The organism is Streptomyces sp. NPDC040718, from assembly GCF_055593565.1.
Window position 1 is genome coordinate 494,818 of sequence record NZ_JBVIXO010000001.1, and the last position, 21,599, is coordinate 516,416.

A 21,599-nucleotide genomic window follows, 5' to 3' on the forward strand; every position below is an offset into this window, starting at 1 on the left:
GGAGGGGTCGTTCCGCCCTCCTTGCCGGGCGCGCGAGAGAACGCGGGAACGCAAAGCGAGAATGCGACGGGAATGACAGGCTCATGACGAGCGCGCCGCATGGCCTGAATCCTACCCCCCTGCGGGACCGATCTCGACGTTCCGGTTAGTCCTATGTCAGGCACAAACCACCTGGTACGGCGGGTAGTTGAGCGTCGAATCAGTACTTCCGCTCCGACCGGCCCGCAATCACCCGCCCCTGGCCAGGACGGCCTACCGACCGGTAGCGTCTGGCGCCATGTTCGCTGCCTATGCCGCCCGAATCGACCGAGACCAGCCGCTGAGCGGCCTTGAGCTGGGCGAGCGCCCGGCCCCAGGGGCCCGCCCCGGCTGGGTGACCGTCAACGTCAAGGCCGCCTCGCTCAACCACCACGACCTGTGGTCGCTGCGCGGAGTCGGCCTCGGCGAGGACAAACTGCCCATGATCCTCGGCTGCGACGCCGCCGGGACCGACCAGGACGGCAACGAGGTCGTCCTGCACTCCGTGATCGGTCAGAGCGGCCACGGGGTCGGTCCGGACGAGCCCCGCTCGATCCTGACCGAGCGCTACCAGGGCACCTTCGCCGAGCAGGTGACCGTCCCCGCCTGGAACGTGCTGCGCAAGCCCGCCGAGCTGTCCTTCGAGGAGGCCGCCTGCCTCCCGACGGCCTGGCTGACGGCGTACCGGATGCTCTTCACCAACGCCGGGGTCCGCCCCGGCGACTCCGTGCTCGTCCAGGGCGCGGGCGGCGGGGTCGCCACCGCCGCGATCGTCCTGGGCAAGGCCGCCGGCCTGCGCGTCTTCGCCACCAGCCGGGACGAGGCCAAGCGCAAGCGGGCCGTGGAGCTGGGCGCGGTGGAGGCGTACGAGCCGGGTGCGCGGCTCCCGCACCGGGTGGACGCGGTCATCGAGACGGTGGGCGCCGCCACCTGGTCGCACTCGGTCAAGAGCCTGCGCCCCGGCGGCACCCTGGTGATCTCGGGCGCGACCAGCGGCGGCACCCCGCCGTCGGGCGAGCTGCACCGGATCTTCTTCCTGGAGCTGAAGGTGGTCGGCTCGACGATGGGGACCAAGGACGAGCTGGAGGACCTGCTGTCCTTCTGCGCGGCCACCGGCATCCGCCCCGTCATCGACCAGGTCCTCCCGCTGGACCGCGCCCGCGAGGGCTTCGAGAAGCTCGAATCGGGAGACCTCTTCGGCAAGATCGTCCTCACGACCTGAACCGAGCCCTCGTCAATCAGGGTTGACGCCCCTCCCGCGTCAACCTAAATTGACAGGCATGACCGAAGCAACCGACCTCGCCGCGCGGGCCGGGGACCGGGACCCTCGCGTGGGCCTGCGTGCCGTGGCCGCCCTCCGCAGGCTGCTGGAGCAGCTGGAGGCCGTACAGGTGCGCAGCGCCCGCGCGCAGGGCTGGTCCTGGCAGGAGATCGCGGCCGAACTGGGCGTCAGCCGCCAGGCCGTCCACAAGAAGCACGGGAGGCTGTGATGTTCGAACGCTTCACCCGGGACGCCCGCGACGCGGTGACGGGCGCGGTGGCCGAGGCCCGCGCGGCCGGCGCCGGCACCGTGACCGAGGAGCACCTGCTGCTGTCCCTGCTGGGCCTGGGCGCCCTGGACCGCCTGAACGTGGACGTCCCCGCCCTCTCCGCCGCCCTCGAGGCCGCCCGCCGCCGGGGCGGGATGTCCCGGGCGGACGAGGAGGCGCTCGCGGGCCTCGGCATCGACCTCTCCGAGATCGTCTCCCGCATCGAGGAGACCCACGGCGCGGGCGCCCTCGCGGCCCCCGCGCCCCGCAAGCGGGGGCTGGGCACCTCGCTCCGCAAGGCCCTCGGGCGCCCCGACCCCGACCGACGCTACTTCCCCTTCACCGAGGGCGCGAAGAAGACCCTGGAACAGGCCTTGCGCATCGCGCTGGGCCGCAAGGACCGCCACATCGGCACCCTTCACCTGCTCCTGGCCCTGGTCTCCCGCCCCGGCCCGGTCTCCGAGGTCCTCGCGGACCACGGAGTCACCTATGCCACGGCGGAGACCGGCCTCGCGGCCTAGCGGGACACCCCTATCCCTTCAGGCCCGCCGCGATGCGGGCGGCGGCGGCCGCCAGGTGGGCGCGGGCCTCGGCGAGCTGCGCCGGGGTCACGCCGTGGTCGCGGGCCGCGTCGCGGACGTCGTCGCGGAAGCGGTCCAGCAGCCGGTCCAGGTCCCGCGCCGGGTCGGCGGTGGGCGTCAGGTCCTCGGCCCAGCCCGAGCCCGCGGGCCCGGGGGCCGCGGACGCCTCGGGGGCGGGGGCGGTGTGGCCGTTCCCCAGCCAGGCACCCGCCAGGCTGCCGAGGACCCCGCCGGACTTGGCGAACTGCTCCTGGAGCTGCGCGGCGATCCGCTGCACCTCCTCGCGGGCCCGCTCCTGGGCCTCCTTGGCCTGGTGCCTGGCCTGCTGGGCCTCCTCGCGGGCCCGGCGGCTCTCGTCCTTGGCCCGGCGGGCCTGCTCCTTCCACTCCTGCCTGGCCTTGCGGAACTCCTCCTTGGCGACCTTCCAGGACTCGTCCTCCAAGTGGGTCGTCGTCGCGGAGGCCGCGGCCCGCATCTCGCGGCGCAGGTCGCCGGCGGCGCCGCGGACGTCGTCACGGATCTCGGCGGCCAGCTCGGAGACGGAGTCCCGGATCTCCAGTTCCAGGTCGGCCAGCTCCCCGACCCGGTCGGCCAGCTCGGCGCGGCCCGCCTCGGTGATGGAGTACACCTTGCGCCCGCCCTCGGTGGCGTACGTGACCAGCCCCTCGGCCTCCAGCTTGGCCAGCCGCGGGTACACGGTGCCCGCGGAGGGCGCGTACAGCCCCTGGAAACGCTCTTCCAGCAGGCGGATCACCTCGTACCCGTGGCGGGGCGCCTCGTCCAGCAGCTTGAGGAGGTAGAGGCGGAGGCGGCCGTGGGCGAAGACGGGCGGCATGTCAGAGCACCTTCTTGTCGAGCTGGAGGGGAGCGGCCGCGGCCTGCGGGCGGCTCAGCAGGGCGATCGCCCCGGAGACGGTGGTGGCGCGCAGGGTGCCGGTTCCGGTGCCGAGGGTTCCGGTGATCCGCTTGGCACCGAACTGGCCGGTGACCCGCAGGTCCGCGAAGCCGTTGGAGACGCTGCCGGTGGCGGTGTTGGCCTCGACCTTGGCGTCGGCGGGGTGCGGGAGGCGGATGGCGACCTGGCCGGACACGGAGTTCAGGAAGATGTCCACCGGCTTGGCGGCGTCCGGGTCGGGGACGAGGTCGATGAGCATGTCGCCGCTGACCGAGTCGGCCCGTACGCTGCCGGCCGCGCCGTCGACCACCGTCAGACCGCCGGAGACGGAGTGGAAGCCGAACTCACCGGTGACGGACTGCGCCTCGACACCGCCGGACACGGTCCGCGCCTCCACCCGCCCGGAGAGCCCGACCAGCGTGGCGTCACCCGAGACCCCGTTGACCTCGGTCCCGCCGGAGATCCCGGAGACGAAGGCGGCGGCGCTGACGGTGGCCAGCTGGACGCGGGTGCCGGCGGGGACGGTCAGCGTCACGGTGACGCTGCGCTCCCACGCCTTGCGGCCGTCCGCGGAGGAGCCGGCCCAGGCCTTCCACGGCTTGCCCTCGATCCACTTCCGGAAGCCCTGGGAGCCGTTCCAGGGCAGGTCCTCGTAGGACAGCGTGAGGGTGCCGCCGTCCTGGACCACGTGCAGCGGGGGCCCGTCGACCTCGGCGACCTCCAGCCCGGCCGGGCCCTCCTCGGCGGCGACCACGTTGACCGTGCCGCCGACGACGCGTACGCGGAGGTCGTGGACCGGCTGCTCGAAGGTGAGCTTCTGCGGTGCGGCGACGGACCACGTCATCTGCTCTGTCATGTGCTGCTCCTCCTCAGGCTGACGCACGCAACATATCGCGTCTTCTGTAGACACGATATATCGCGGTGAATCGAAGTCAAGCAACTCCTTCCGGACGCGCCGCCTCCGACCGTCGGACGCGGGGCGGAGGCGGGGGCGGTGCGGGTGGCGGGGGCCGGTGGCCCGGGTGCGGGTGGTCGGCCGCTGCGCGGGGCGAGGTCCCCGACCCTCCCTTCCACCGTTCCCCGGGCTCCGCCCGCATCCGCGCCTCAAACGCCGGCGGGGCCGGAAAGGCGGGCACCCTCCAGCCCCGCCGGCGGCAGAGGCGCTGGGGCACCTCCCAGCGGCAGCTGGGGGAGGGAATGGGGGTGGAGGCCCCCAGGGGGTCCGGGGCCCAGCCCCGGGGAACGGTGGAAGGGCGGGGAGGGGCAGGCCCCGCGCGGCGGCACGCCACCACCCCGGCCAGGGCAAGGGCACACCACCGGCCCCGCCGGGGAGGCGGCACGGCAAGGGCCCGGCCAGGGCAGCGGCAGGGGCTACGCCACCAGCAGCGGGCTTCCGCTGCGGCGGAGCCAGGCGCGGTACGGCGGGGTGCGGAGGGCGGCTTCGCGGTAGGCGTCGCGGAGGTCCTCGAAGACCTCCGCGTGCTCCCCCGGCCGGGTCGCGAGGAGCAGCCGCACCGCCAGCGGGTCCCCCGACAGCGGCCGGATGGCCATGTCGTCCCGCGGCCCGGACGTCGGCTGGCACGGCGCCACCGCCTCGCCGGAGACGATCAGCGAGGCCGCCGTGTGGTAGTCGGCGTGCAGCACGGGCGGGTCGACCCCCACCCCGGCGAAGACCCTTCTGAGGCCGTCCCATTCACCGTCGACCGAGGGGTCCACCGCCCAGCGGTCCCCGGCCAGGTCCTCTAACGCCACCACCGGCGACCGCGCGGCGGGATGGTCCCGGGACATGGACACGAACTGCGGCTCGCGTTCCATCAGCACCCGCACTTCCAGCCCGGCCGGCACGCGCAGCGGGCTGCCCTCCACCTCGTGCACGAACGCCACGTCCAGCTGCCCGCCGGCAGCCATCCGCAGCAGCGCGTTCGCCGAGACGTCGACCACCAGCGAGGTCTCCGTCTCCGGTGCGCGCCGGTGCAGCCGCCTCAGCCAGCCCGGCAGGGCCCGGCTCGCCGTCGAACCGATGCGCAGCCGCGGCCCGTTCGCCGCCGCCCGCGCCTCGGCGACCAGCGCGGCCATGTCCGCGAGCAGCGGCCGGGCGCGCCCCAGCACGGTGCGTCCGAAGGGGGTGGGCCGGCAGCCGGTCCGCTCGCGCAGGAACAGTTCGCCGTCCAGGGCGCGTTCGATGCGCCGTAGTTGCGTCGTCAGGGAGGGCTGGCTCACGCCGAGTTGCCGGGCTGCCTTGTGCAGACTTCCGGCGTCCTCGATGGCGCACAGTGCGCGCAGGTGCCTCACCTCGAGCTCCATGACCCGAGGGTAGGCGGGCCCCGCGTACCGCACCAGCCGCCGATAGCCCCCCGAATCCCGCCATTCTCACGCCAGTTGACCGAGGTGAATCTTGCCGAAACCTGCCCGATAGCTCCGCGCTATCGGGCCCTGACATCATCCCCGGGCCCGTTCGGCTCCCGCAGACTCCGGTACCGGATGACCCATCCACCCCCCACCGCACCGGCTGAGTAGGAGCCCCCCACATGCGCCACTCCCGCAGGAACATGCTGTCCGCCGCCGCCGTCGGCCTCGGTGTCGCCGCCGCCATCGGAGGTGTCGTGCCCTCCGCCGGGGCCGCGACCAGCGCCCCCGCCGGCAGCCCGGCGAGCTACGCCGCGTACGAGCGCTCGCAGGAGAACGAGGCCGCCAACCGGGCCTTCTTCGACGCCGTGAAGCGTTCGATCGCCGAGCAGCGGGCCGCCAACCCGGGCGCGCTCGCCGTCACCGTCACCTACAACACGCGCAACGCGCCGAGCTTCCGTACCCAGATAGCCAACTCCACCCGCATCTGGAACAGCTCGGTCTCCAACGTGAAGCTCCAGGAGGTGTCCTCGGGCGGGAACTTCTCGTACCGCGAGGGCAATGACTCGCGCGGCTCGTACGCGAGCACGGACGGCCACGGCCGGGGTTACATCTTCCTGGACTACCGGCAGAACCAGCAGTACGACTCCACCCGTGTGACGGCGCACGAGACGGGCCACGTGCTGGGCCTGCCGGACCACTACTCGGGTCCGTGCAGCGAGCTGATGTCGGGCGGAGGCCCGGGCACCTCGTGCACGAACGCCACCCCGAACAGCGCCGAGCGGTCGCGCGTCAACCAGCTGTGGGCCAACGGCCTGGTCGCCTCGGGTCTGGACGCCAAGGGCTAGGGGCTACCCCACGGGGTTGTAGAGGGTGCAGTCCGGGTTCCGGCAGGGACCCGGGCTCCACTCGGGGACGAAGATCCCCAGGGACTTGCGCCGTCGGAGCACCGTCTCCACGGCACGCCCGCAGGCCGGACACGTCTGCTGCTCGTGTCCGGCCCGCGGGGCGACCGTCCCGCGCTCACGCTCGTGCTGCTGCTTTTCACCGGCCATACCTCCACGGTAGGCCGGTTTCGCGCGTCGTGACGTGGTCGGTCAGCGCTTGACGTCGTACGAGGTGACGATCTGGCCGCCGCCGAGGGCGGTGCAGCCGGTCAGCTCCAGGGGGCGCACTCCGAACCCGGCGCGGGACATCGGCATGCCGGTCCCGACGACGACGGGGTAGGTCTTGACGATGTACTCGTCGATCTCGTCCGCCAGCTGGGCCGCCAGGTCGGCGCCGCCGCAGAGCCAGATGCCGAGCCCGTCCTGCGCCTTCATCTCCCGCACCTTGGCGACGAGGTCGCCGCTGATGAGCCGCACCTGCGGGTCGGGCGGGACGGTGAGGCTGCGCGAGACGACGTACTGCTCGCGCATGTGGCCGTAGGGGCTGGGCATGCCGGCCTTGAGGCCGGGCTCGTAGGTGTTGCGGCCCATGATCACCGCGTCGAAGCGCTTGGGCGCGGCGTCCTCGATGCCGAGCTGCTCGCGTCCTCCGCGGGAGATCGTCTCCGGGTACTCGGCCGTCAGGTGGCCGACGAACTCGGGGTCGACGTAGCCGTAGATGAAATCGGCATCGCCGTCCGGGGCTCCGATGAAGCCGTCGACGGTGGTGGCGATGAAGTACGTGAGCTTGCGCAAGCGATTCTCTTCCGTTCGGGGGTGCCGCCGCTCCGGGGCACGTCAGTGAAAGTACTTCACCTGAAGTGCTTTGCCAACCCCCAATTCGCGGGGGCGCGGATTCACCCCCGCGGCTTGCGCCACATGGGCCACATCAGCGGCCCCCCCGGCAGCCGTACCGCCTCACCAGTGAACTCCCACCCCAGCCGCTCGTACAGGACCTTGCTGCGCTCGCTGCTCGCCTCCAGGTAGGCCGGGACCCCCTCCCGGTCACAGCGCTCCAGCACCGGCCGCATCAGCTCGGTGCCCAGCCCCTCCCCCTGCCGGCCGGGCGCCACCGCGATCATCAGCAGGTACTCGTGCTCCTCGGCGGTGGGGTGCACCTCCCCCGTAAGGCGGCCGACCAGCTCGCACCGCTCGTTGTCCGGGTCGGCGACCGCCCGCATCTTCGCCGGGACCTCGTCCTCCCCCTCCGGCTCGCCCGCCGGGACGCGCAGCCACAGCGCCGCGGCCGAGCCGTCCACCGCGTAGTCGATCCGGCCTTCGGCCAGCGCGACGTCCACGAAGACCCCGAGGAACCTGCCGTGCACGGCGGCCCGGTGCTCCGGGTCCGGGAAGACCCAGCTGCTCACGGGGTCGCTGCGGAAGGCCTCGTCCAGCAGGCGCGCGACGGCGTCCCGGTCCGACTGATCCGCCTGACGTATCTCCAGCACCACGGGTCACACCCTTCACTCACATGTCAACTACCGCGAGTGATCCTAGAGTTGCCCCGCGCGCTTCCCGCCTCCCGCCCGCGAAAAGGCCTGTTCCGGCGCCCCGCAGCGCCGGAACAGACCGCTCCGCGGCCCCGGAGGGAGCCGGCCGCTACTTGGTGCGCCGCGTCACGAACTCCGCGAGCGCCAGCAGCCCGCCCGCCGCCGCGAGGTCGGGCACCGCCCGGGACAGTTCCTGCACCGCCCGGCCCATCCGGTCGGCGGCGTGGGCCTGCGCCCAGTCGCGGCCGCCCGCCCGCTCCACCGCCCGGGCCGCCCGCGGCACGTCGTCCTCCTTCAGCGGGCCCGCGTACAGGAGCGCCATCTCCTCCCCGGCCCCGGTGCCCGAGGTGAGGGCGGCCACGACCGGGAGGGACTTCTTGCGGGCGAGCAGATCGGCCCCGGCGGGCTTGCCGGTGTGCCCGGGGTCGCCCCAGATGCCGATCAGGTCGTCGATCAGCTGGAATGCCAGCCCCGCCTCCCGCCCGAAGGCGTCCATCGCCTCGACCTCCTCCGGCCCGGCCCCCGCGTACAGCGCTCCCAGCGCGCACGCGCAGCCCAGGAGCGCCCCGGTCTTGGCCGCCGCCATGGTCAGGCACTCGTCGAGCGAGACGTGGGTGCGCTCCTCGAAGGCGCAGTCCGCCTGCTGCCCCTCGCACAGCTCGACGACGCAGGCCGCGAGCCGGGCCGAGGCCCGCGCCGAGGCCGGGTGCGGGTCCTCGGCGAGCAGCCGCAGGGCGAGCGCCATCATGGCGTCGCCCGCGAGGATCGCGTGCGGGGTCCCGAAGACGGTCCAGGCGGTGGGCCGCCCGCGGCGGCGGACGTCCCGGTCGATGATGTCGTCGTGGAGCAGCGTGAAGTTGTGCGCGAGCTCGACGGCCGCCGCCGCCCGTACGGCACCCCGGACGGCCTCCCCGGTCGCCCCCAGGGCCTGTGCCGAGGCGAGCACGAGGGCGGGCCGGATGGCCTTGCCCGCGCCGCCCGCGGCCGGACTGCCGTCCTCGTGCTCCCAGCCGAAGTGGTACATCGCCACCCGGCGCATCGCGCCGGGCAGGCCCTCGACGGCCCGGCGCAGTTCCGGGTTGACCGTTTCTCTCGTCGCTTCCAGCAGGGCCGCCGCTTCCTGGCCCTCGCCCGCGACGACGGTGTCGGCGGTCACCGGTCCCAGCGGCCGATCTCGACGTTCTCCAGGACGCCGAGCGCGTCCGGCACCAGGACGGCGGCGGAGAAGTAGGCGGTGACCAGGTAGGAGATGATCGCCCGGTCGTCGATCCCCATGAAGCGCACGGACGTGCTCGGCTCGATCTCGTCGGGGATGCCGGGCTGGTGGAGGCCGATGACGCCCTGCTCCTCCTCGCCCGTGCGCATGCACAGGATGGAGGTCGTACGGGAGGCGCTGATCGGGATCTTGGTGGACGGGAAGATCGGCACGCCCCGCCAGGCCGTCACCCGGGTGCCGGCGACGTCGACGGTCTCCGGGTAGAGGCCGCGCCTGTTGCACTCGCGGCCGAAGGCGGCAATGGCCTCGGGGTGCGCCAGGAACAGCTTGGAGTCGCGTCGCATGCTCAGCAGGGCGTCGAAGTCGTCCGGGGTGGGCGCGCCGTCGTGGGGCTGGATGCGCTGGTCGTAGTCGGCGTTGTGGAGCAGGCCGAACTCCGGGTTGTTGAGCATCTCGTGCTCCTGGCGCTCGCGCAGCGCCTCGACCGTGAGCCGCAGCTGCTGCTCGGTCTGGTTCATCGGGTGGTTGTAGAGGTCGGCGACGCGGGTGTGGACGCGCAGGACCGTTTGTGCAATGGAGAGTTCGTACTCGCGCGGGCGGGGTTCGTAGTCGGCGAAGGCGCCGGGGAGCACGGCCTCGCCCACGTGGCCGGCGGAGAGCTCGATCGCGGCCTCGCCGTACGGGTTGGTGTGCCGCTCCGGCCGGGTGCGTACGCGGTCCACGTGCGCCCGCAGCGAGTCGGCCCGGTCCGCGAGGAGCAGGAAGTCCTGGCGGGACAGTACGAGGGCCGTTCCGGGGGTGGCGGCGCGGGCGGTGTACTCCCAGATGGCCGCCCCGTCGGTGAGGGAGGCCTCGCCGAAGTAGGCGCCGTCCGCGACGGTACGCAGGACGGCGTCCTCTCCGTAGGGGCCGGGACCGATCTGTTCGACGCGGCCGTGGGCGAGCAGGAAGACCTCGTCGGAGGGGCTGCCGAAGGAGGTGAGCTCCTCTCCGGCCTGGAAGTCGACCTGGCGGCAGCGCGCGGCGAGTTCGCCGAGGACCTCGGCGTCCTCGTAGTCGCGCAGCAGCGGCAGCTCGCCGAGTTCGGCCGGGATGACCTGGACCCGGGAGCCGGTCTTGACGAACTCCACGACGCCGTTGCCGACGGTGTGGCTGAGGCGGCGGTTGACCCGGTAGGCACCGCCCTGCACCGAGACCCACGGGAGCGTCTTCAGCAGCCACCGCGAGGTGATCTCCTGCATCTGCGGCGCGGACTTGGTCGTGGTTGCCAAGTTCCGCGCGGCCGCGGTCCCGAGACTGCTCTGCGGTGTCCGGGTTTCGGCTTCGGAACCTGCCTGGACCGACATGTCTTTCCTTCCGATCACTCCATGGTCTGCGGGAGGGAAGCCTTCCAGTGCGCCGAGTGACCGGACCACTACACGAACGGGTGGGACTGCTCCCCGGGGGCCTGGGCATGCTCAAAGGTTCAACTGCTTCACATTTCCTCCCGCGGACCTCACCTGTTTCGGCCATCCCGCACGCCCCGCCGCTCTTAATTTGTATCTGAGATGCCAGTTTTCTACGCTGGGGTCATGCGGCTGACGCGATTCACCGACCTGGCGCTGCGCGTGCTCATGCGCCTGGCCGTCGAGGACACGGACCTCCCCACCACCCGAGAGGTGGCGGCGACCATGGAGGTCCCGTACACCCACACCGCCAAGGTGGTCGCCAGGCTGCAGCATCTCGGACTGGTCGAGGCCCGGCGGGGCCGCGGCGGCGGGCTCGCGCTCACCGCCGCCGGGCGCGCCGCCTCGGTGGGCGGGGTGGTGCGCGAGCTGGAGGGCGCGGGCGACGTCGTGGACTGCGAGGGCGCCACACCGTGCCCGCTGCGCGGGGCGTGCGTACTGCGCGGCGCGCTGCGCCGGGCCCAGGAGGCGTTCTTCGCCGCACTTGACCCGCTCACGGTGAACGAGCTGGTGGCGGCCCCCACGGGGCCCCTGCTCCTGGGCATTTCGAGCGGCGGCGGCCGAGTGGCCGATTGACGCACCCCCCGACCCGCCTTCGAACGGATCTCCGCATGGCGGCGGGCCGCCGCGAACTCTTTAATACGAATCTGCAATACCAATTAAGCAAGGAGCCGCCATGCTGTCGGAGAAGTCGACCGCGACCGTACGCGCCACCCTGCCCGCCGTCGGGGCCGCCATCACGGACATCACGGAGCTGTTCTACTCGAAGCTCTTCGCGGCCCACCCGGCCCTGCTCCAGGACCTGTTCAACCGCGGCAACCAGAACGCCGGACTCCAGAAGCAGGCCCTCGCCGGCTCGATCGCCGCCTTCGCCACCCACCTCGTGGAGCACCCGGACACCCGCCCCGACGTGATGCTGAACCGCATCGCCCACAAGCACGCCTCCCTCGGCGTCACCCGCGAGCAGTACCCGGTCGTCCACCGGCACCTCTTCGAGGCCATGGCCGAGGTCCTCGGCGAGGCCGTCACGCCCGAGGTCGCCCAGGCCTGGGACGAGGTGTACTGGCTGATGGCGAACGCCCTGACCGCCATCGAGGAGCGGCTCTACGCCGAACAGCAGGTGCTCGCCGGGGACGTCTGGCGGGAGTGGACGGTGGCCGCGCGGATCGAGGAGACGGCCGACTGCACCACCTTCCACCTGGCCCCCGCCGACGGCGCCCCCGCCCCCGGTTCCAAGCCCGGCCAGTACGTCTCGGTCCAGGTCGAACTGCCCGACGGCGCCCGCCAGATCCGCCAGTACAGCCTCTCCGCCTCCCCCGGCTCCCCCGTCCGCGCGATCACCGTCAAGCGGGTCCACGGCGCGGCGGCCGGCGGCGGCCCCGACGGCGAGGTCTCCCACCACCTCCACGCCCGCGTCCACACCGGCGACACCCTGCGCGTCTCGGCCCCGTACGGGGACCTCGCCCTCCGGGAGCCGGACTCGCCCGTGCTGCTCGCCTCGGCGGGCATCGGCTGCACCCCGATGCTGTCGATGCTGGAGCACCTGGCCGAGACCGGGCACACCGGCCCGGTCACCGTGCTGCACGCCGACCGCAGCCCCGCCGACCACGCCCTGCGCCCGGACCACCGCGCGCTGACCCACAAGCTCGCCGACGCCACGGCCCGCTTCTGGTACGAGGCCGGGGCCGAGGCCGGCGACTCCACCGGCCTCGTCGACCTCGGCGCCGTCCCGGTCGCGCCCGGCACCCGGGCGTACCTGTGCGGGCCGCTCCCCTTCATGCGGTCGGTGCGCGCCCAGCTGATCGCCAAGGGCGTCCCGGCCTCCGACATCCACTACGAGGTCTTCGGCCCCGACCTGTGGCTGGCCTCGGCGTGACGGCTGGCCGAAAGACGCCCTAGCCCCGGAAGGGCCGCCTCCACTACACCGTTAAGTGACCGTACGAACACACACGGTGAAAGGAGGCGGTCGTGTCCGCACCCATGTCCGCTGACCGCTTCATCCAGGCGCTGCGCGCCGAAGGCCTGACCGTCGTGGAAGTGGGCGCCTGGCGCACCCACAACCGGAACCACAAGGGCCCCTGGGGGCCGGTGCACGGGGTGATGGTCCACCACACCGTCACGCACGGCACCGCGTACACCGTGGAGCTCTGCCGCGACGGCGACTCCGCCCTGCCCGGCCCCCTCTGCCACGGCGTCATCACCAAGGACGGCCGGGTCCACCTCGTCGGCCACGGCCGCACCAACCACGCCGGCGCCGGCGACTCCGACGTCCTGGCGGCCGTGATCGCCGAAAAGCGGCTGCCGCCGGACCACCACGCCGACACCGACGGCAACCGGTACTTCTACGGCTTCGAGTGCGAGAACCTCGGCGACGGCGAGGACCCCTGGCCGCCCGCCCAGCTCGACGCCATCGCCCGCGCGGCGGCCGCCGTCTGCCGGGTCCACGGCTGGAGCGCCCGCTCGGTCATCGGCCACCGCGAATGGCAGCCCGGCAAGATCGACCCCAGGGGCTTCACCATGGACTGGCTGCGCGAACGCGTCGCCGACCGCCTCAAGTGACGAACCGGTCGACCGCCCCCGCCCCGGCGCTTCGCCCTCGACCGGGGCTTCACCGACCCCGGGCGGCACCTCCCGCCCGGGGTCACCGTCCCCCACATCACCCCGCGCCCGCCCTGACAATGGGCGGGTGACCCACCCCGAACTGCGCCCCCGCCCGCCGTCCCCCCTCGTCGAGGCGGCCGACGATCGCTTCGCCGCGCACGGGGTGCGGCTCCTGCTCAAGCGGGACGACCTGGTCCATCCGGAGCTGCCCGGCAACAAATGGCGCAAGCTCGCGCCGAACCTCCGGGCGGCGCTGGAGGGGGGCCACGGCCGGCTCGCCACCTTCGGCGGGGCCTACTCCAACCACCTCCGGGCCACCGCGGCCGCCGGCCGGCTGCTCGGCCTGGAGACGGTCGGCATCGTCCGGGGCGACGAGCTGGCAGACCGCCCCCTCAACGACTCCCTCGCCCGCTGCGCCGCCGACGGCATGCGGCTGCACTTCGCCACCCGCTCCGAGTACCGCCGCAAGGCCGACCCGGACACCCGGGACCGCCTCCTGGACGCCGCCGGGGCCACGGGGGCGTACGTGGTCCCCGAGGGCGGCAGCAACGCCCTCGCCCTCACCGGCTGCGCGGAACTGGGCCGCGAGCTGCGCGGGGCCTCCGACGTGGTGGCGGTGGCCTGCGGTACGGGCGGCACCCTGGCCGGCCTCGCGGCGGGGCTGGCGCCGGGGCAGCGGGCGCTGGGCGTACCGGTGCTGGCCGGGGGCTTCCTGGGCGCGGAGATACGTTCCCTCCAGGCGCTGGCCTTCGGCGGCCCGGCCGGCGACTGGACCCTGGCGGAGGGCTACGACCACGGCGGCTACGCCCGCGTCCCGGCGGCCCTGGACGCCTTCGCCGCCGACTTCGGTTCCCGGCACGGGCTCCCGGTGGAGCGGATCTACGTGGCGAAACTCCTCTGGGCCCTGCACGCCCTCACCGCCGCCGGCGCCTTCCCCCGGGGCACCACCCTGACGGCCGTCGTCACCGGCCGCCCGGCCGGGGAAGGTCAGCCCGACTCCTCCCGGTAGGCCGCGGCCTCCTCCAGGTCCAGGCGGCGCAGCAGCGCGCGGAGCATCTCGTCGTCGATGCGGCGGCGGTCGCGGAGGGAGACGAACACCTCGCGCTCGGCCTCGATCATCTCCCGGGCCAGCCGCCGGTAGACGTCGTCCGCCGACTCCCCCGTCACCGGGTTGACCTCGCCCAGCCGCTCCCAGACCGCGTTGCGCCGCCGTTCCAGGACCGTCCGCAGCCGGTCCGCCAGCGGCGGCGGCAGGGTGCTGTTCTCCGGGTCCTCCAGCAGCTCCGCCAGCCGCTCCTCCGCCGCCCGCGAGGCCTCGCTCTGCGCCTGCGCCTCCGCGAGGGTCTCCGCCTGCGCGTCCCGCGGCGGCAGCTTCAGCAACCTGATCAGGGGCGGGAGGGTGAGGCCCTGCACCACCAGGGTGCCGATGACGGTGGTGAAGGTGAGGAACAGGATCAGGTTCCGGTGCGGCACGTCCATCGGCACGGAGAACGCGATCGCCAGCGAGACGACGCCGCGCATGCCGGCCCATCCCACGATCGTCGGGGACTTCCAGTCCGTCTCGGGCTCCCGGTGCCGGATCCGCTCCGACACCCACCTCGGCACGAAGGTCGCCGGGAACACCCACACGAACCGCGCCGCCACCACCGCGAGGAACACCGCGAGGGCGTACCAGGCCGCGGCCGCCCCCTCGTACTCCCCGAGCCCCTTCAGCACCACCGGCAGCTGGAGCCCGATCAGCGCGAAGACCACCGACTCCAGCACGAAGGCGACCACCTTCCACACGGCCTCCTCCTGGAGCCGCGTCGCGAAGTCGACCTGCCAGTTGCGGTGGCCGAGGTACAGCCCGACGACCACCACGGCCAGCACCCCCGAAGCGTGCACCCGCTCCGCCGCCGCGTACGCCACGAACGGGATGAGCAGGGACAGGGTGTTCTGCAGCAGCGGCTCCTTCAGCCGCTTGCGCAGCCAGTGGATGGGGACCATCAGCAGCAGGCCCACCCCGACCCCGCCCACCGACGCCAGCAGGAACTCCGCGACCCCGCCCGCCCAGCCGGCGCCCACGCCGACCGCCGCGGCCAGCGCCACCTTGTAGGCGGTGATGGCGGTGGCGTCGTTCACCAGGGACTCGCCCTGCAGGATCGTCGTCATCCGGTTCGGCAGCCCCAGCCGCCGCGCGATCGCCGTCGCCGCGACCGCGTCCGGCGGCGCGATCACCGCGCCCAGCACCAGCGCCACCGGCAGCGACAGTCCCGGCACCACCAGGTACGCGACGTAGCCGACGGCGAGCGTCGCGAAGAGCACGTAGCCCACCGACAGCAGCGCGATCGGGCGCACGTTGGCCCGCAGGTCCAGGTACGAGCTGTCCACCGCCGCCGTGTGCAGCAGCGGCGGGAGCAGCAGCGGCAGCACGATGTGCGGGTCGAGGGCGTACGAGGGCACCCCCGGCACGTACGCCGCGACCAGCCCCGCGGCGACCAGCAGCAGCGGCGCCGGCACGGGTGTGCGCCGGGCGGCACCCGCCACGGCGGCGCTCCCGGCGATCAGCGCCACCAGCGGCAATACCTCCATCGAAGATCCATCCCCATCCGTCGTCACCGTCGTCGCGCCCGCACCCCGGCCGTAACCTGGCCATCATGAGCGAGTGCACCCACGTTGCCGAACTGCCGCGCCCCGAGCCGGTCCCGCATGCGTTGACCTGCCCGGAATGCGAGGTGCTCGGGAGCCATCCGGTACAGCTGCGGATGTGCCTCGGCTGCGGGTACGTGGGGTGCTGCGACTCCTCCCCCCACCGGCACGCCACCGCCCACCACCACGAGAGCGGGCACCCGGTGATGCGGAGCTTCGAACCGGGCGAAACCTGGCGCTGGTGTTTCGTCGACGGTTCCCTCGTCTGAAGACCCGGATTGGATCTTCCCGGGACGACGGTTCGATCGGCGGCAGCGGGGTAGGTCAACCCTCCGCCGGTTCCCCCGAATTGGGCCCGCAGACCTCTAGCCACTGTGCGTACTCATGGGCTTACCATCAGTCACCGCACTTGGCGGGGTCGGCCCGGTCGCTCCAAGCGGGCGCCATGAGGGGTGCCGCGACACGATCGCCCGGATCGCGATAGCGTCACCGGCGAACAGAGCTCGTACCACCTTGGAGGTGAGGGTGTCCCAGATCGCAGGCGAGCCCGGGACCCAGGACTTCGTGGAAGTCCGGCTGCCGGCTGCGGGTGCCTACCTGTCGGTGCTGCGAACGGCCACGGCCGGCCTCGCGGCACGTTTGGACTTCACCCTCGACGAGATCGAGGACCTCCGCATCGCGGTGGACGAGGCCTGCGCGATCCTGCTCCAGCAGGCCGTGCCGGGCTCCGTCCTCAGCTGCGTCTTCCGGCTGATCGACGATTCGCTGGAAGTGACCGTCTCCGCCCCGACCACGGACGGGCGGGCGCCGGAGCGCGACACGTTCGCGTGGACGGTCCTGTCGGCCCTGGCCGGCAAGGTCGAGGCGACGGTCGAGGAGAACAAGACAGTGAGCATCAGCCTCTACAAACAGCGCGGCGCGGGGCCAGGCCCGGCGTGAGCGGCGGGGAGATCCCGGTGCGGGGCGGGGATCGGCCCCGGGTGAGGCACGAGGTCGACGGCGGCATCCCGGAGCAGCAGCACGCCCGGCCGCACCCGGCTGACGCGGATGCGGAAGACGGCTTTTTGGACTCGGCGGAGCGACGGGCGGGCCCTATGAGCGAGAACCAGCACGAACAACCACAGCCCCCGGAGGCAGAGGCCCCGGAGGCGCCGGCCGCGCCCCTGGCGGTGCCGGATCCGCGGGACCGCAGCGGCGCGCGGGCCCTGTTCTTCGAGCTGCGCCGGCTGCCCGAGGGATCACCCGAGCGGGCGGAGCTGCGCAACCGGCTGGTCCGGATGCACCTGCCGCTGGTCGAGCACCTGGCGCGGCGGTTCCGCAACCGCGGCGAGCCGCTGGACGACCTGACCCAGGTCGCCACCATCGGCCTGATCAAGTCGGTGGACCGGTTCGACCCGGACCGCGGGGTCGAGTTCTCCACGTACGCCACACCCACCGTGGTGGGCGAGATCAAGCGGCACTTCCGCGACAAGGGCTGGGCGGTACGCGTACCCCGGCGGCTCCAGGAGCTGCGGCTCTCGCTGACCACGGCCACGGCGGAGCTGTCCCAGCAGCACGGCCGGTCCCCGACGGTGCACGAGCTGGCCGAGCGGCTGGGGATCTCCGAGGAGGAGGTGCTGGAGGGGCTGGAGTCGGCCAATGCCTACAGCACGCTCTCCCTGGACGTGCCGGACACCGACGACGAGTCGCCGGCGGTCGCGGACACCCTGGGCTCCGAGGACGAGGCGCTGGAGGGCGTCGAGTACCGGGAGTCCCTCAAGCCCCTGCTGGAGGGGCTGCCGCCGAGGGAGAAGCGGATCCTGCTGCTGCGCTTCTTCGGCAACATGACCCAGTCGCAGATCGCGCAGGAGGTCGGCATCTCGCAGATGCACGTCTCGCGGCTGCTGGCCCGCACCCTGGCCCAGCTCCGGGAGAAGCTCCTCGTCGAGGAGTAGCCGGGGAGGAGAAGGAGGACCCGGCTCCGGTCGGGCCCCGGGCCGCCGGATCCGTCGGAACTAGGGGGTGCCCCCCGGTCCGATGCCGAGCGCCTCGGTCGCCGTCGGGTTCACCAGCAGCGCGGCGACGGCCACCGCGGCCAGGGCGAGGGCCACGGCGGCGGCGGTCATCGCCCCGCCGGTGGTCCACAGGGTCCAGGCCACCGGCAGCGCCATCAGCTGCGTGATCAGCGCCGGGCCGCGGCTCCAGCGGCGGCCCAGGCGCAGCCCGCGCGCCGCGATCAGCGGGAGAGCGGCGAGGGCGAGCAAGGTGATGCCGCCGGTCTCGGCCTGCTGCGGGGAGTCGGGGTCGCCGGCGATGCCGACGAACAGCATGTAGACGCCGAGCCCGGCCAGGGCCAGGCCCTCCAGCGCGGTCAGTGCGGCGGCGGCGGTCAGCCGGCCCGGCAGCGCTGCGGGCTCGGGGGCGGCGGGGGCTTGGGGGCTCGGCTTCTTGCTCACCCCAGCAGGGTAGCCGCGGGCCGGAGGGCCCGGACGGTACGGTCGGTATGGGCCGCATATGGAGGGGTGGGTACTCTGGCGACCATGCGTGCTCTCCTCGTGGCCAACCCTGCAGCGACGACCACCAGTGCGCGCACGCGCGACGTCCTGACCCATGCCCTGGCCAGCGAGATGAAGCTGGAGGCGGTGACCACCGAGTACCGGGGGCACGCGCGCGACCTCGGGCGCAGGGCCGCGCGGGAGGGCGTCGACCTGGTGGTGGCGCTCGGCGGCGACGGCACGGTCAACGAGGTCGTCAACGGGCTCCTGCACGAGGGCCCCGATCCGGAGCGGCTGCCGGGGCTGGCCGTGGTTCCGGGCGGTTCCACGAACGTGTTCGCCCGCGCGCTCGGGCTGCCGAACGATTCGGTCGAGGCGACGGGTGCCCTGCTGGACGCACTGCGGGAGAGGCGCGAGCGGACGGTGGGCCTGGGGCTGGCGTCCGGCGTCCCGGGGACCGAGGACGAGTCGGTGCCGGAGCGCTGGTTCACGTTCTGCGCGGGCTTCGGCTTCGACGCCGGAGTGGTGGGGCGGGTCGAGCAGCAGCGCGAGCGCGGCAAGCGTTCGACCCACGCCCTGTACGTGCGGCAGCTGATGCGCCAGTTCTGGGAGGAGCCCAACCGGCGGCACGGCACGATCACGCTGGAGCAGCCCGGCGCGGATCCGGTGACGGATCTGGTGCTGTCGATAGTCTGCAACACCTCGCCCTGGACGTATCTGGGGAACAAGCCCCTTTATGCCTCTCCGGAGGCGTCGTTCGATACCGCACTTGACGTATTGGCGCTCGACCGTTTGTCAACTCCGGCCGTGGCCAGGTACGCGACACAGCTCCTGACCTCGACTCCTGAGCGCGGTCCGCACGGCAAGCATGCGGTGTCTCTGCACGATCTGACGGACTTCACCTTGCATTCGAAGGTTCCGCTCCCATTCCAGATGGACGGCGATCACCTCGGACTGCGCACCAGCGTTCGGTTCACAGGCGTACGCCGTGCACTGCGTGTGATTGTGTGAGTGGAAGGGCCCAAAGTCCTTTCAGTCGAACGTTTACACGCCAGTCCACCCCCAGGAACTAGGGCTGTGACCTAGTAGACACCGACGAATCCAAAAAAACTTTCCGGAAGGGGTTGTATCCCCGTCCGAGGTTTGCGAATCTCTACATGGCGATCGGGACAGCCCGCAGAACCCGGCACCCACACAGACCGCCAGAACCCCACCACGAATCTTCGGACCGCACCAGGCAACTGGGCGTCGGCCCTTCCCTCACGGGGGGATTCGTGAAAGCGTTCACATTCACAAGCAACCTGCCCGCAATACAAGGAGATGGAGCAGCCATGGACTGGCGTCACAACGCCGTTTGCCGCGAGGAAGACCCGGAACTCTTCTTCCCCATCGGCAACACCGGTCCTGCGCTGCTGCAGATCGAGGAAGCCAAGGCCGTCTGCCGCCGCTGCCCCGTCATGGAGCAGTGCCTGCAGTGGGCGCTCGAGTCCGGCCAGGACTCCGGCGTCTGGGGCGGTCTCAGCGAGGACGAGCGCCGCGCCATGAAGCGCCGCGCCGCTCGCAATCGGGCGCGTAACGCCACCGCCTGACATCGACTTTCGAGCCTCGAGCCGCAGCGCGTAGTACCCATATAAGCGCTCAGCAACGTGCTCTTGAGCCCCGGACCGATCACCCTCGGTCCGGGGCTCAGTGCTTTGCCGCCACAGTGCGCCCGAACGGCCCGTCACACTGAGTGACGGGCCGTTCGTACTACTTCTGCGGGCTGGCGGGTATGTCGAGGACGACCCGGGTGCCGCGCGGCTCGGCGCGGACCATGTCGAAGGTGCCGCCGAGCTCGCCCTCCACGAGGGTCCGTACGATCTGCAGCCCGAGGTTTCCGGCCCGCTGGGGGTCGAAGCCCTCGGGCAGGCCGCAGCCGTCGTCGACGATCGTGATCAGCAGCCGGGCGTCGTTGCGGCCGCTGCCGGAGCGACTGGCCGACACCTCCACGGTGCCGCCCTCCCCGTGGGTGAAGGCGTGCTCCAGGGCGTTCTGGAGGATCTCGGTCAGCACCATCGACAGCGGAGTGGCGACCTCCGCGTCCAGGATCCCGAACCGGCCGAGGCGCCGGCACTCGACCCGGCCGGGCGAGATCTCGGCGACCATCGCGATCACGCGGTCGGCGATCTCGTCGAACTCGACCCGCTCGTCCAGGTTCTGGGACAGGGTCTCGTGCACGATCGCGATCGAGCCGACGCGGCGCACCGCCTCGTTGAGCGCCTCGCGCGCCTGGGGCGAGTCCATCCGGCGGCCCTGGAGCCGCAAGAGGGCGGCCACGGTCTGGAGGTTGTTCTTCACCCGGTGGTGGATCTCCCGGATGGTGGCGTCCTTGGTGATCAGTTCACGTTCGCGACGGCGCAGTTCGGTGACGTCGCGGCACAGGACGAGGGAGCCGATGCGGGTCCCCTTGGGCTTGAGCGGGATGGCGCGGAGCTGGATGACCCCGCCGTTGCCCTCGACCTCGGTCTCCCGCGGGGCCCAGCCGCTGGCGAGCTTGACGAGGGCCTCGTCCACCGGGCCCCGGGAGGGGGCGAGTTCGGCGGTGGTGGTGCCCAGGTGCTGGCCGACCAGATCGGCGGCCAGGCCGAGGCGGTGGTAGGCGGAGAGCGCGTTGGGGGACGCGTACGTCACGACGCCGTCGGCGTCCAGGCGGATCAGGCCGTCGCCGACGCGCGGGGAGGCGTCCATGTCGACCTGCTGCCCCGGGAAGGGGAAGGCGCCCGCGGCGATCATCTGGGCGAGGTCGGAGGCGGACTGGAGGTAGGTCAGCTCCAGCCGGCTCGGTGTACGCACAGTGAGCAGGTTGGTGTTCCGCGCGATCACGCCCAGTACCCGGCCCTCGCGGCGGACGGGGATCGACTCGACGCGGACCGGCACCTCCTCGCGCCACTCCGGGTCGCCCTCGCGCACGATGCGGCCCTCGTCGAGGGCGGCGTCCAGCAGCGGGCGGCGGCCGCGCGGGACCAGGTGGCCGACCATGTCGTCCTGGTAGGAGGTGGGGCCGGTGTTGGGCCGCATCTGCGCCACGGAGACGTACCGGGTGCCGTCGAGGGTGGGGACCCAGAGCACGAGGTCGGCGAAGGAGAGGTCGGAGAGCAGCTGCCACTCCGAGACCAGCAGGTGCAACCACTCAAGGTCGGTTTCACCGAGAGCGGTGTGCTGGCGTACGAGGTCGTTCATGGAGGGCACCTTGCGAGCGTACCCCGGGTACGGGGATGACTTTCCCCACCACGAATACTCAGGAGTATCCAGGAAGGGCACACTCCGCGTACTGTTGGAGGAAGTGACGGGTCAGTAGACCCCGCACTTGGATGGACAGGACAGATTGGTCTAGTCCACAATTGGGTTTCAGACTTCCGCCCTCCCCGCACAGGAGGACGGAGCGAGGTGGCCACGCGTTCTGCCCTGACC

General features: G+C 72.5%; 24 protein-coding genes. 13 read left to right on the forward strand and 11 right to left on the reverse strand.

The window, feature by feature from the left end; genetic code table 11:
• The first annotated feature begins 277 nt into the window (after nt 1–277).
• The 3 genes from ACZ597_RS02215 to ACZ597_RS02225 are packed head-to-tail and all read left to right on the forward strand — an operon-like array spanning nt 278 to nt 2,068.
• Nucleotides 278–1,240, forward strand: a complete 963-nt coding sequence (locus ACZ597_RS02215) for a zinc-binding dehydrogenase (protein ID WP_471323775.1) — start codon at nt 278–280, stop codon at nt 1,238–1,240.
• Nucleotides 1,241–1,298: 58 nt separating this feature from the next.
• On the forward strand, nt 1,299–1,508 hold the full coding sequence (locus tag ACZ597_RS02220) for a helix-turn-helix domain-containing protein (protein WP_173315878.1): 210 nt from the start codon (nt 1,299–1,301) through the stop codon (nt 1,506–1,508).
• Complete coding sequence (locus ACZ597_RS02225; RefSeq protein ID WP_471323778.1) at nt 1,508–2,068, forward strand: Clp protease N-terminal domain-containing protein; 561 nt, start codon at nt 1,508–1,510, stop codon at nt 2,066–2,068. The genes ACZ597_RS02220 and ACZ597_RS02225 overlap by 1 nt, the downstream gene beginning before the upstream one ends.
• A gap of 10 nt (nt 2,069–2,078) precedes the next feature.
• Here the strand turns inward: ACZ597_RS02225 and ACZ597_RS02230 are convergent, their stop codons facing one another.
• From ACZ597_RS02230 to ACZ597_RS02240, 3 genes are all read right to left on the reverse strand, one after another.
• Nucleotides 2,079–2,963: a PadR family transcriptional regulator gene (locus tag ACZ597_RS02230; protein ID WP_471323781.1), complete on the reverse strand. Its 885-nt coding sequence runs from the start codon at nt 2,961–2,963 to the stop codon at nt 2,079–2,081.
• Nucleotide 2,964: 1 nt separating this feature from the next.
• Nucleotides 2,965–3,879 carry a DUF4097 family beta strand repeat-containing protein gene (locus ACZ597_RS02235; protein WP_471323783.1) on the reverse strand — a complete coding sequence of 305 codons (915 nt, stop codon included), beginning with the start codon at nt 3,877–3,879 and terminating at the stop codon, nt 2,965–2,967.
• Between the two features lie 515 nt (nt 3,880–4,394).
• On the reverse strand, nt 4,395–5,327 hold the full coding sequence (locus tag ACZ597_RS02240; RefSeq protein ID WP_471323786.1) for a LysR family transcriptional regulator: 933 nt from the start codon (nt 5,325–5,327) through the stop codon (nt 4,395–4,397).
• Nucleotides 5,328–5,551: 224 nt separating this feature from the next.
• On the opposite strand from ACZ597_RS02240, the gene snpA reads away from it, so the two are divergent.
• On the forward strand, nt 5,552–6,217 hold the full coding sequence (gene snpA, locus ACZ597_RS02245; RefSeq protein ID WP_471323789.1) for a snapalysin: 666 nt from the start codon (nt 5,552–5,554) through the stop codon (nt 6,215–6,217).
• Between the two features lie 3 nt (nt 6,218–6,220).
• Here the strand turns inward: snpA and ACZ597_RS02250 are convergent, their stop codons facing one another.
• From ACZ597_RS02250 to ACZ597_RS02270, 5 genes are all read right to left on the reverse strand, one after another.
• A complete protein-coding gene (locus ACZ597_RS02250) occupies nt 6,221–6,424 on the reverse strand; it encodes a hypothetical protein (protein ID WP_471323792.1) in 204 nt (67 codons plus the stop codon).
• A 42-nt stretch (nt 6,425–6,466) separates the two neighbouring features.
• Complete coding sequence (locus ACZ597_RS02255) at nt 6,467–7,051, reverse strand: dihydrofolate reductase family protein (protein ID WP_471323795.1); 585 nt, start codon at nt 7,049–7,051, stop codon at nt 6,467–6,469.
• Nucleotides 7,052–7,152: 101 nt separating this feature from the next.
• The gene (locus ACZ597_RS02260; protein WP_471323798.1) at nt 7,153–7,746 is read right to left on the reverse strand and encodes a GNAT family N-acetyltransferase; all 594 of its coding nucleotides are present in this window, start codon (nt 7,744–7,746) and stop codon (nt 7,153–7,155) included.
• Between the two features lie 148 nt (nt 7,747–7,894).
• On the reverse strand, nt 7,895–8,950 hold the full coding sequence (locus tag ACZ597_RS02265) for a family 2 encapsulin nanocompartment cargo protein polyprenyl transferase (protein ID WP_471325092.1): 1,056 nt from the start codon (nt 8,948–8,950) through the stop codon (nt 7,895–7,897).
• Entirely contained in the window at nt 8,938–10,347 is a 1,410-nt protein-coding gene (locus tag ACZ597_RS02270; RefSeq protein ID WP_471323801.1) for a family 2B encapsulin nanocompartment shell protein, read from the reverse strand. Before ACZ597_RS02270 ends, ACZ597_RS02265 begins: the two co-directional genes overlap by 13 nt.
• A 225-nt stretch (nt 10,348–10,572) precedes the next feature.
• Between ACZ597_RS02270 and ACZ597_RS02275 the strand changes: the two genes are divergently transcribed.
• From ACZ597_RS02275 to ACZ597_RS02290, 4 genes are all read left to right on the forward strand, one after another.
• On the forward strand, nt 10,573–11,022 hold the full coding sequence (locus tag ACZ597_RS02275) for an RrF2 family transcriptional regulator (protein WP_469111143.1): 450 nt from the start codon (nt 10,573–10,575) through the stop codon (nt 11,020–11,022).
• A gap of 100 nt (nt 11,023–11,122) precedes the next feature.
• On the forward strand, nt 11,123–12,322 hold the full coding sequence (locus ACZ597_RS02280) for a globin domain-containing protein (RefSeq protein ID WP_471323804.1): 1,200 nt from the start codon (nt 11,123–11,125) through the stop codon (nt 12,320–12,322).
• 92 nt (nt 12,323–12,414) lie between these two features.
• Entirely contained in the window at nt 12,415–13,005 is a 591-nt protein-coding gene (locus ACZ597_RS02285) for an N-acetylmuramoyl-L-alanine amidase (RefSeq protein WP_471323807.1), read from the forward strand.
• A 127-nt stretch (nt 13,006–13,132) separates the two neighbouring features.
• Complete coding sequence (locus tag ACZ597_RS02290; protein WP_471323811.1) at nt 13,133–14,056, forward strand: 1-aminocyclopropane-1-carboxylate deaminase/D-cysteine desulfhydrase; 924 nt, start codon at nt 13,133–13,135, stop codon at nt 14,054–14,056.
• On the opposite strand, the gene ACZ597_RS02295 is transcribed toward ACZ597_RS02290, so the two are convergent.
• A complete protein-coding gene (locus tag ACZ597_RS02295) occupies nt 14,035–15,618 on the reverse strand; it encodes a Na+/H+ antiporter (RefSeq protein ID WP_471323813.1) in 1,584 nt (527 codons plus the stop codon). The two genes, ACZ597_RS02290 and ACZ597_RS02295, sit on opposite strands and share 22 nt — an antisense overlap.
• Before the next feature lie 65 nt (nt 15,619–15,683).
• Here ACZ597_RS02295 and ACZ597_RS02300 point away from each other — a divergent pair, with 65 nt between their 5' ends.
• The 3 genes from ACZ597_RS02300 to ACZ597_RS02310 all read left to right on the forward strand — a co-directional run bounded on the left by ACZ597_RS02300 (nt 15,684) and on the right by ACZ597_RS02310 (nt 17,609).
• Nucleotides 15,684–15,944 carry a UBP-type zinc finger domain-containing protein gene (locus ACZ597_RS02300; protein WP_405978653.1) on the forward strand — a complete coding sequence of 87 codons (261 nt, stop codon included), beginning with the start codon at nt 15,684–15,686 and terminating at the stop codon, nt 15,942–15,944.
• A 256-nt stretch (nt 15,945–16,200) separates the two neighbouring features.
• A complete protein-coding gene (locus tag ACZ597_RS02305; RefSeq protein ID WP_033218654.1) occupies nt 16,201–16,614 on the forward strand; it encodes an ATP-binding protein in 414 nt (137 codons plus the stop codon).
• 11 nt (nt 16,615–16,625) lie between these two features.
• Nucleotides 16,626–17,609, forward strand: a complete 984-nt coding sequence (locus ACZ597_RS02310; protein WP_471325094.1) for an RNA polymerase sigma factor SigF — start codon at nt 16,626–16,628, stop codon at nt 17,607–17,609.
• 60 nt (nt 17,610–17,669) lie between these two features.
• Here ACZ597_RS02310 and ACZ597_RS02315 read toward each other — a convergent pair whose 3' ends face one another.
• A complete protein-coding gene (locus tag ACZ597_RS02315; RefSeq protein WP_471323816.1) occupies nt 17,670–18,110 on the reverse strand; it encodes a hypothetical protein in 441 nt (146 codons plus the stop codon).
• An 84-nt stretch (nt 18,111–18,194) separates the two neighbouring features.
• Between ACZ597_RS02315 and ACZ597_RS02320 the strand changes: the two genes are divergently transcribed.
• A complete protein-coding gene (locus ACZ597_RS02320; protein WP_471323819.1) occupies nt 18,195–19,160 on the forward strand; it encodes a diacylglycerol/lipid kinase family protein in 966 nt (321 codons plus the stop codon).
• Nucleotides 19,161–19,480: 320 nt separating this feature from the next.
• Complete coding sequence (locus tag ACZ597_RS02325) at nt 19,481–19,738, forward strand: WhiB family transcriptional regulator (RefSeq protein WP_004937597.1); 258 nt, start codon at nt 19,481–19,483, stop codon at nt 19,736–19,738.
• A gap of 160 nt (nt 19,739–19,898) precedes the next feature.
• Here ACZ597_RS02325 and ACZ597_RS02330 read toward each other — a convergent pair whose 3' ends face one another.
• Entirely contained in the window at nt 19,899–21,368 is a 1,470-nt protein-coding gene (locus tag ACZ597_RS02330; RefSeq protein WP_471323822.1) for a sensor histidine kinase, read from the reverse strand.
• Nucleotides 21,369–21,599 lie beyond the last annotated feature (231 nt).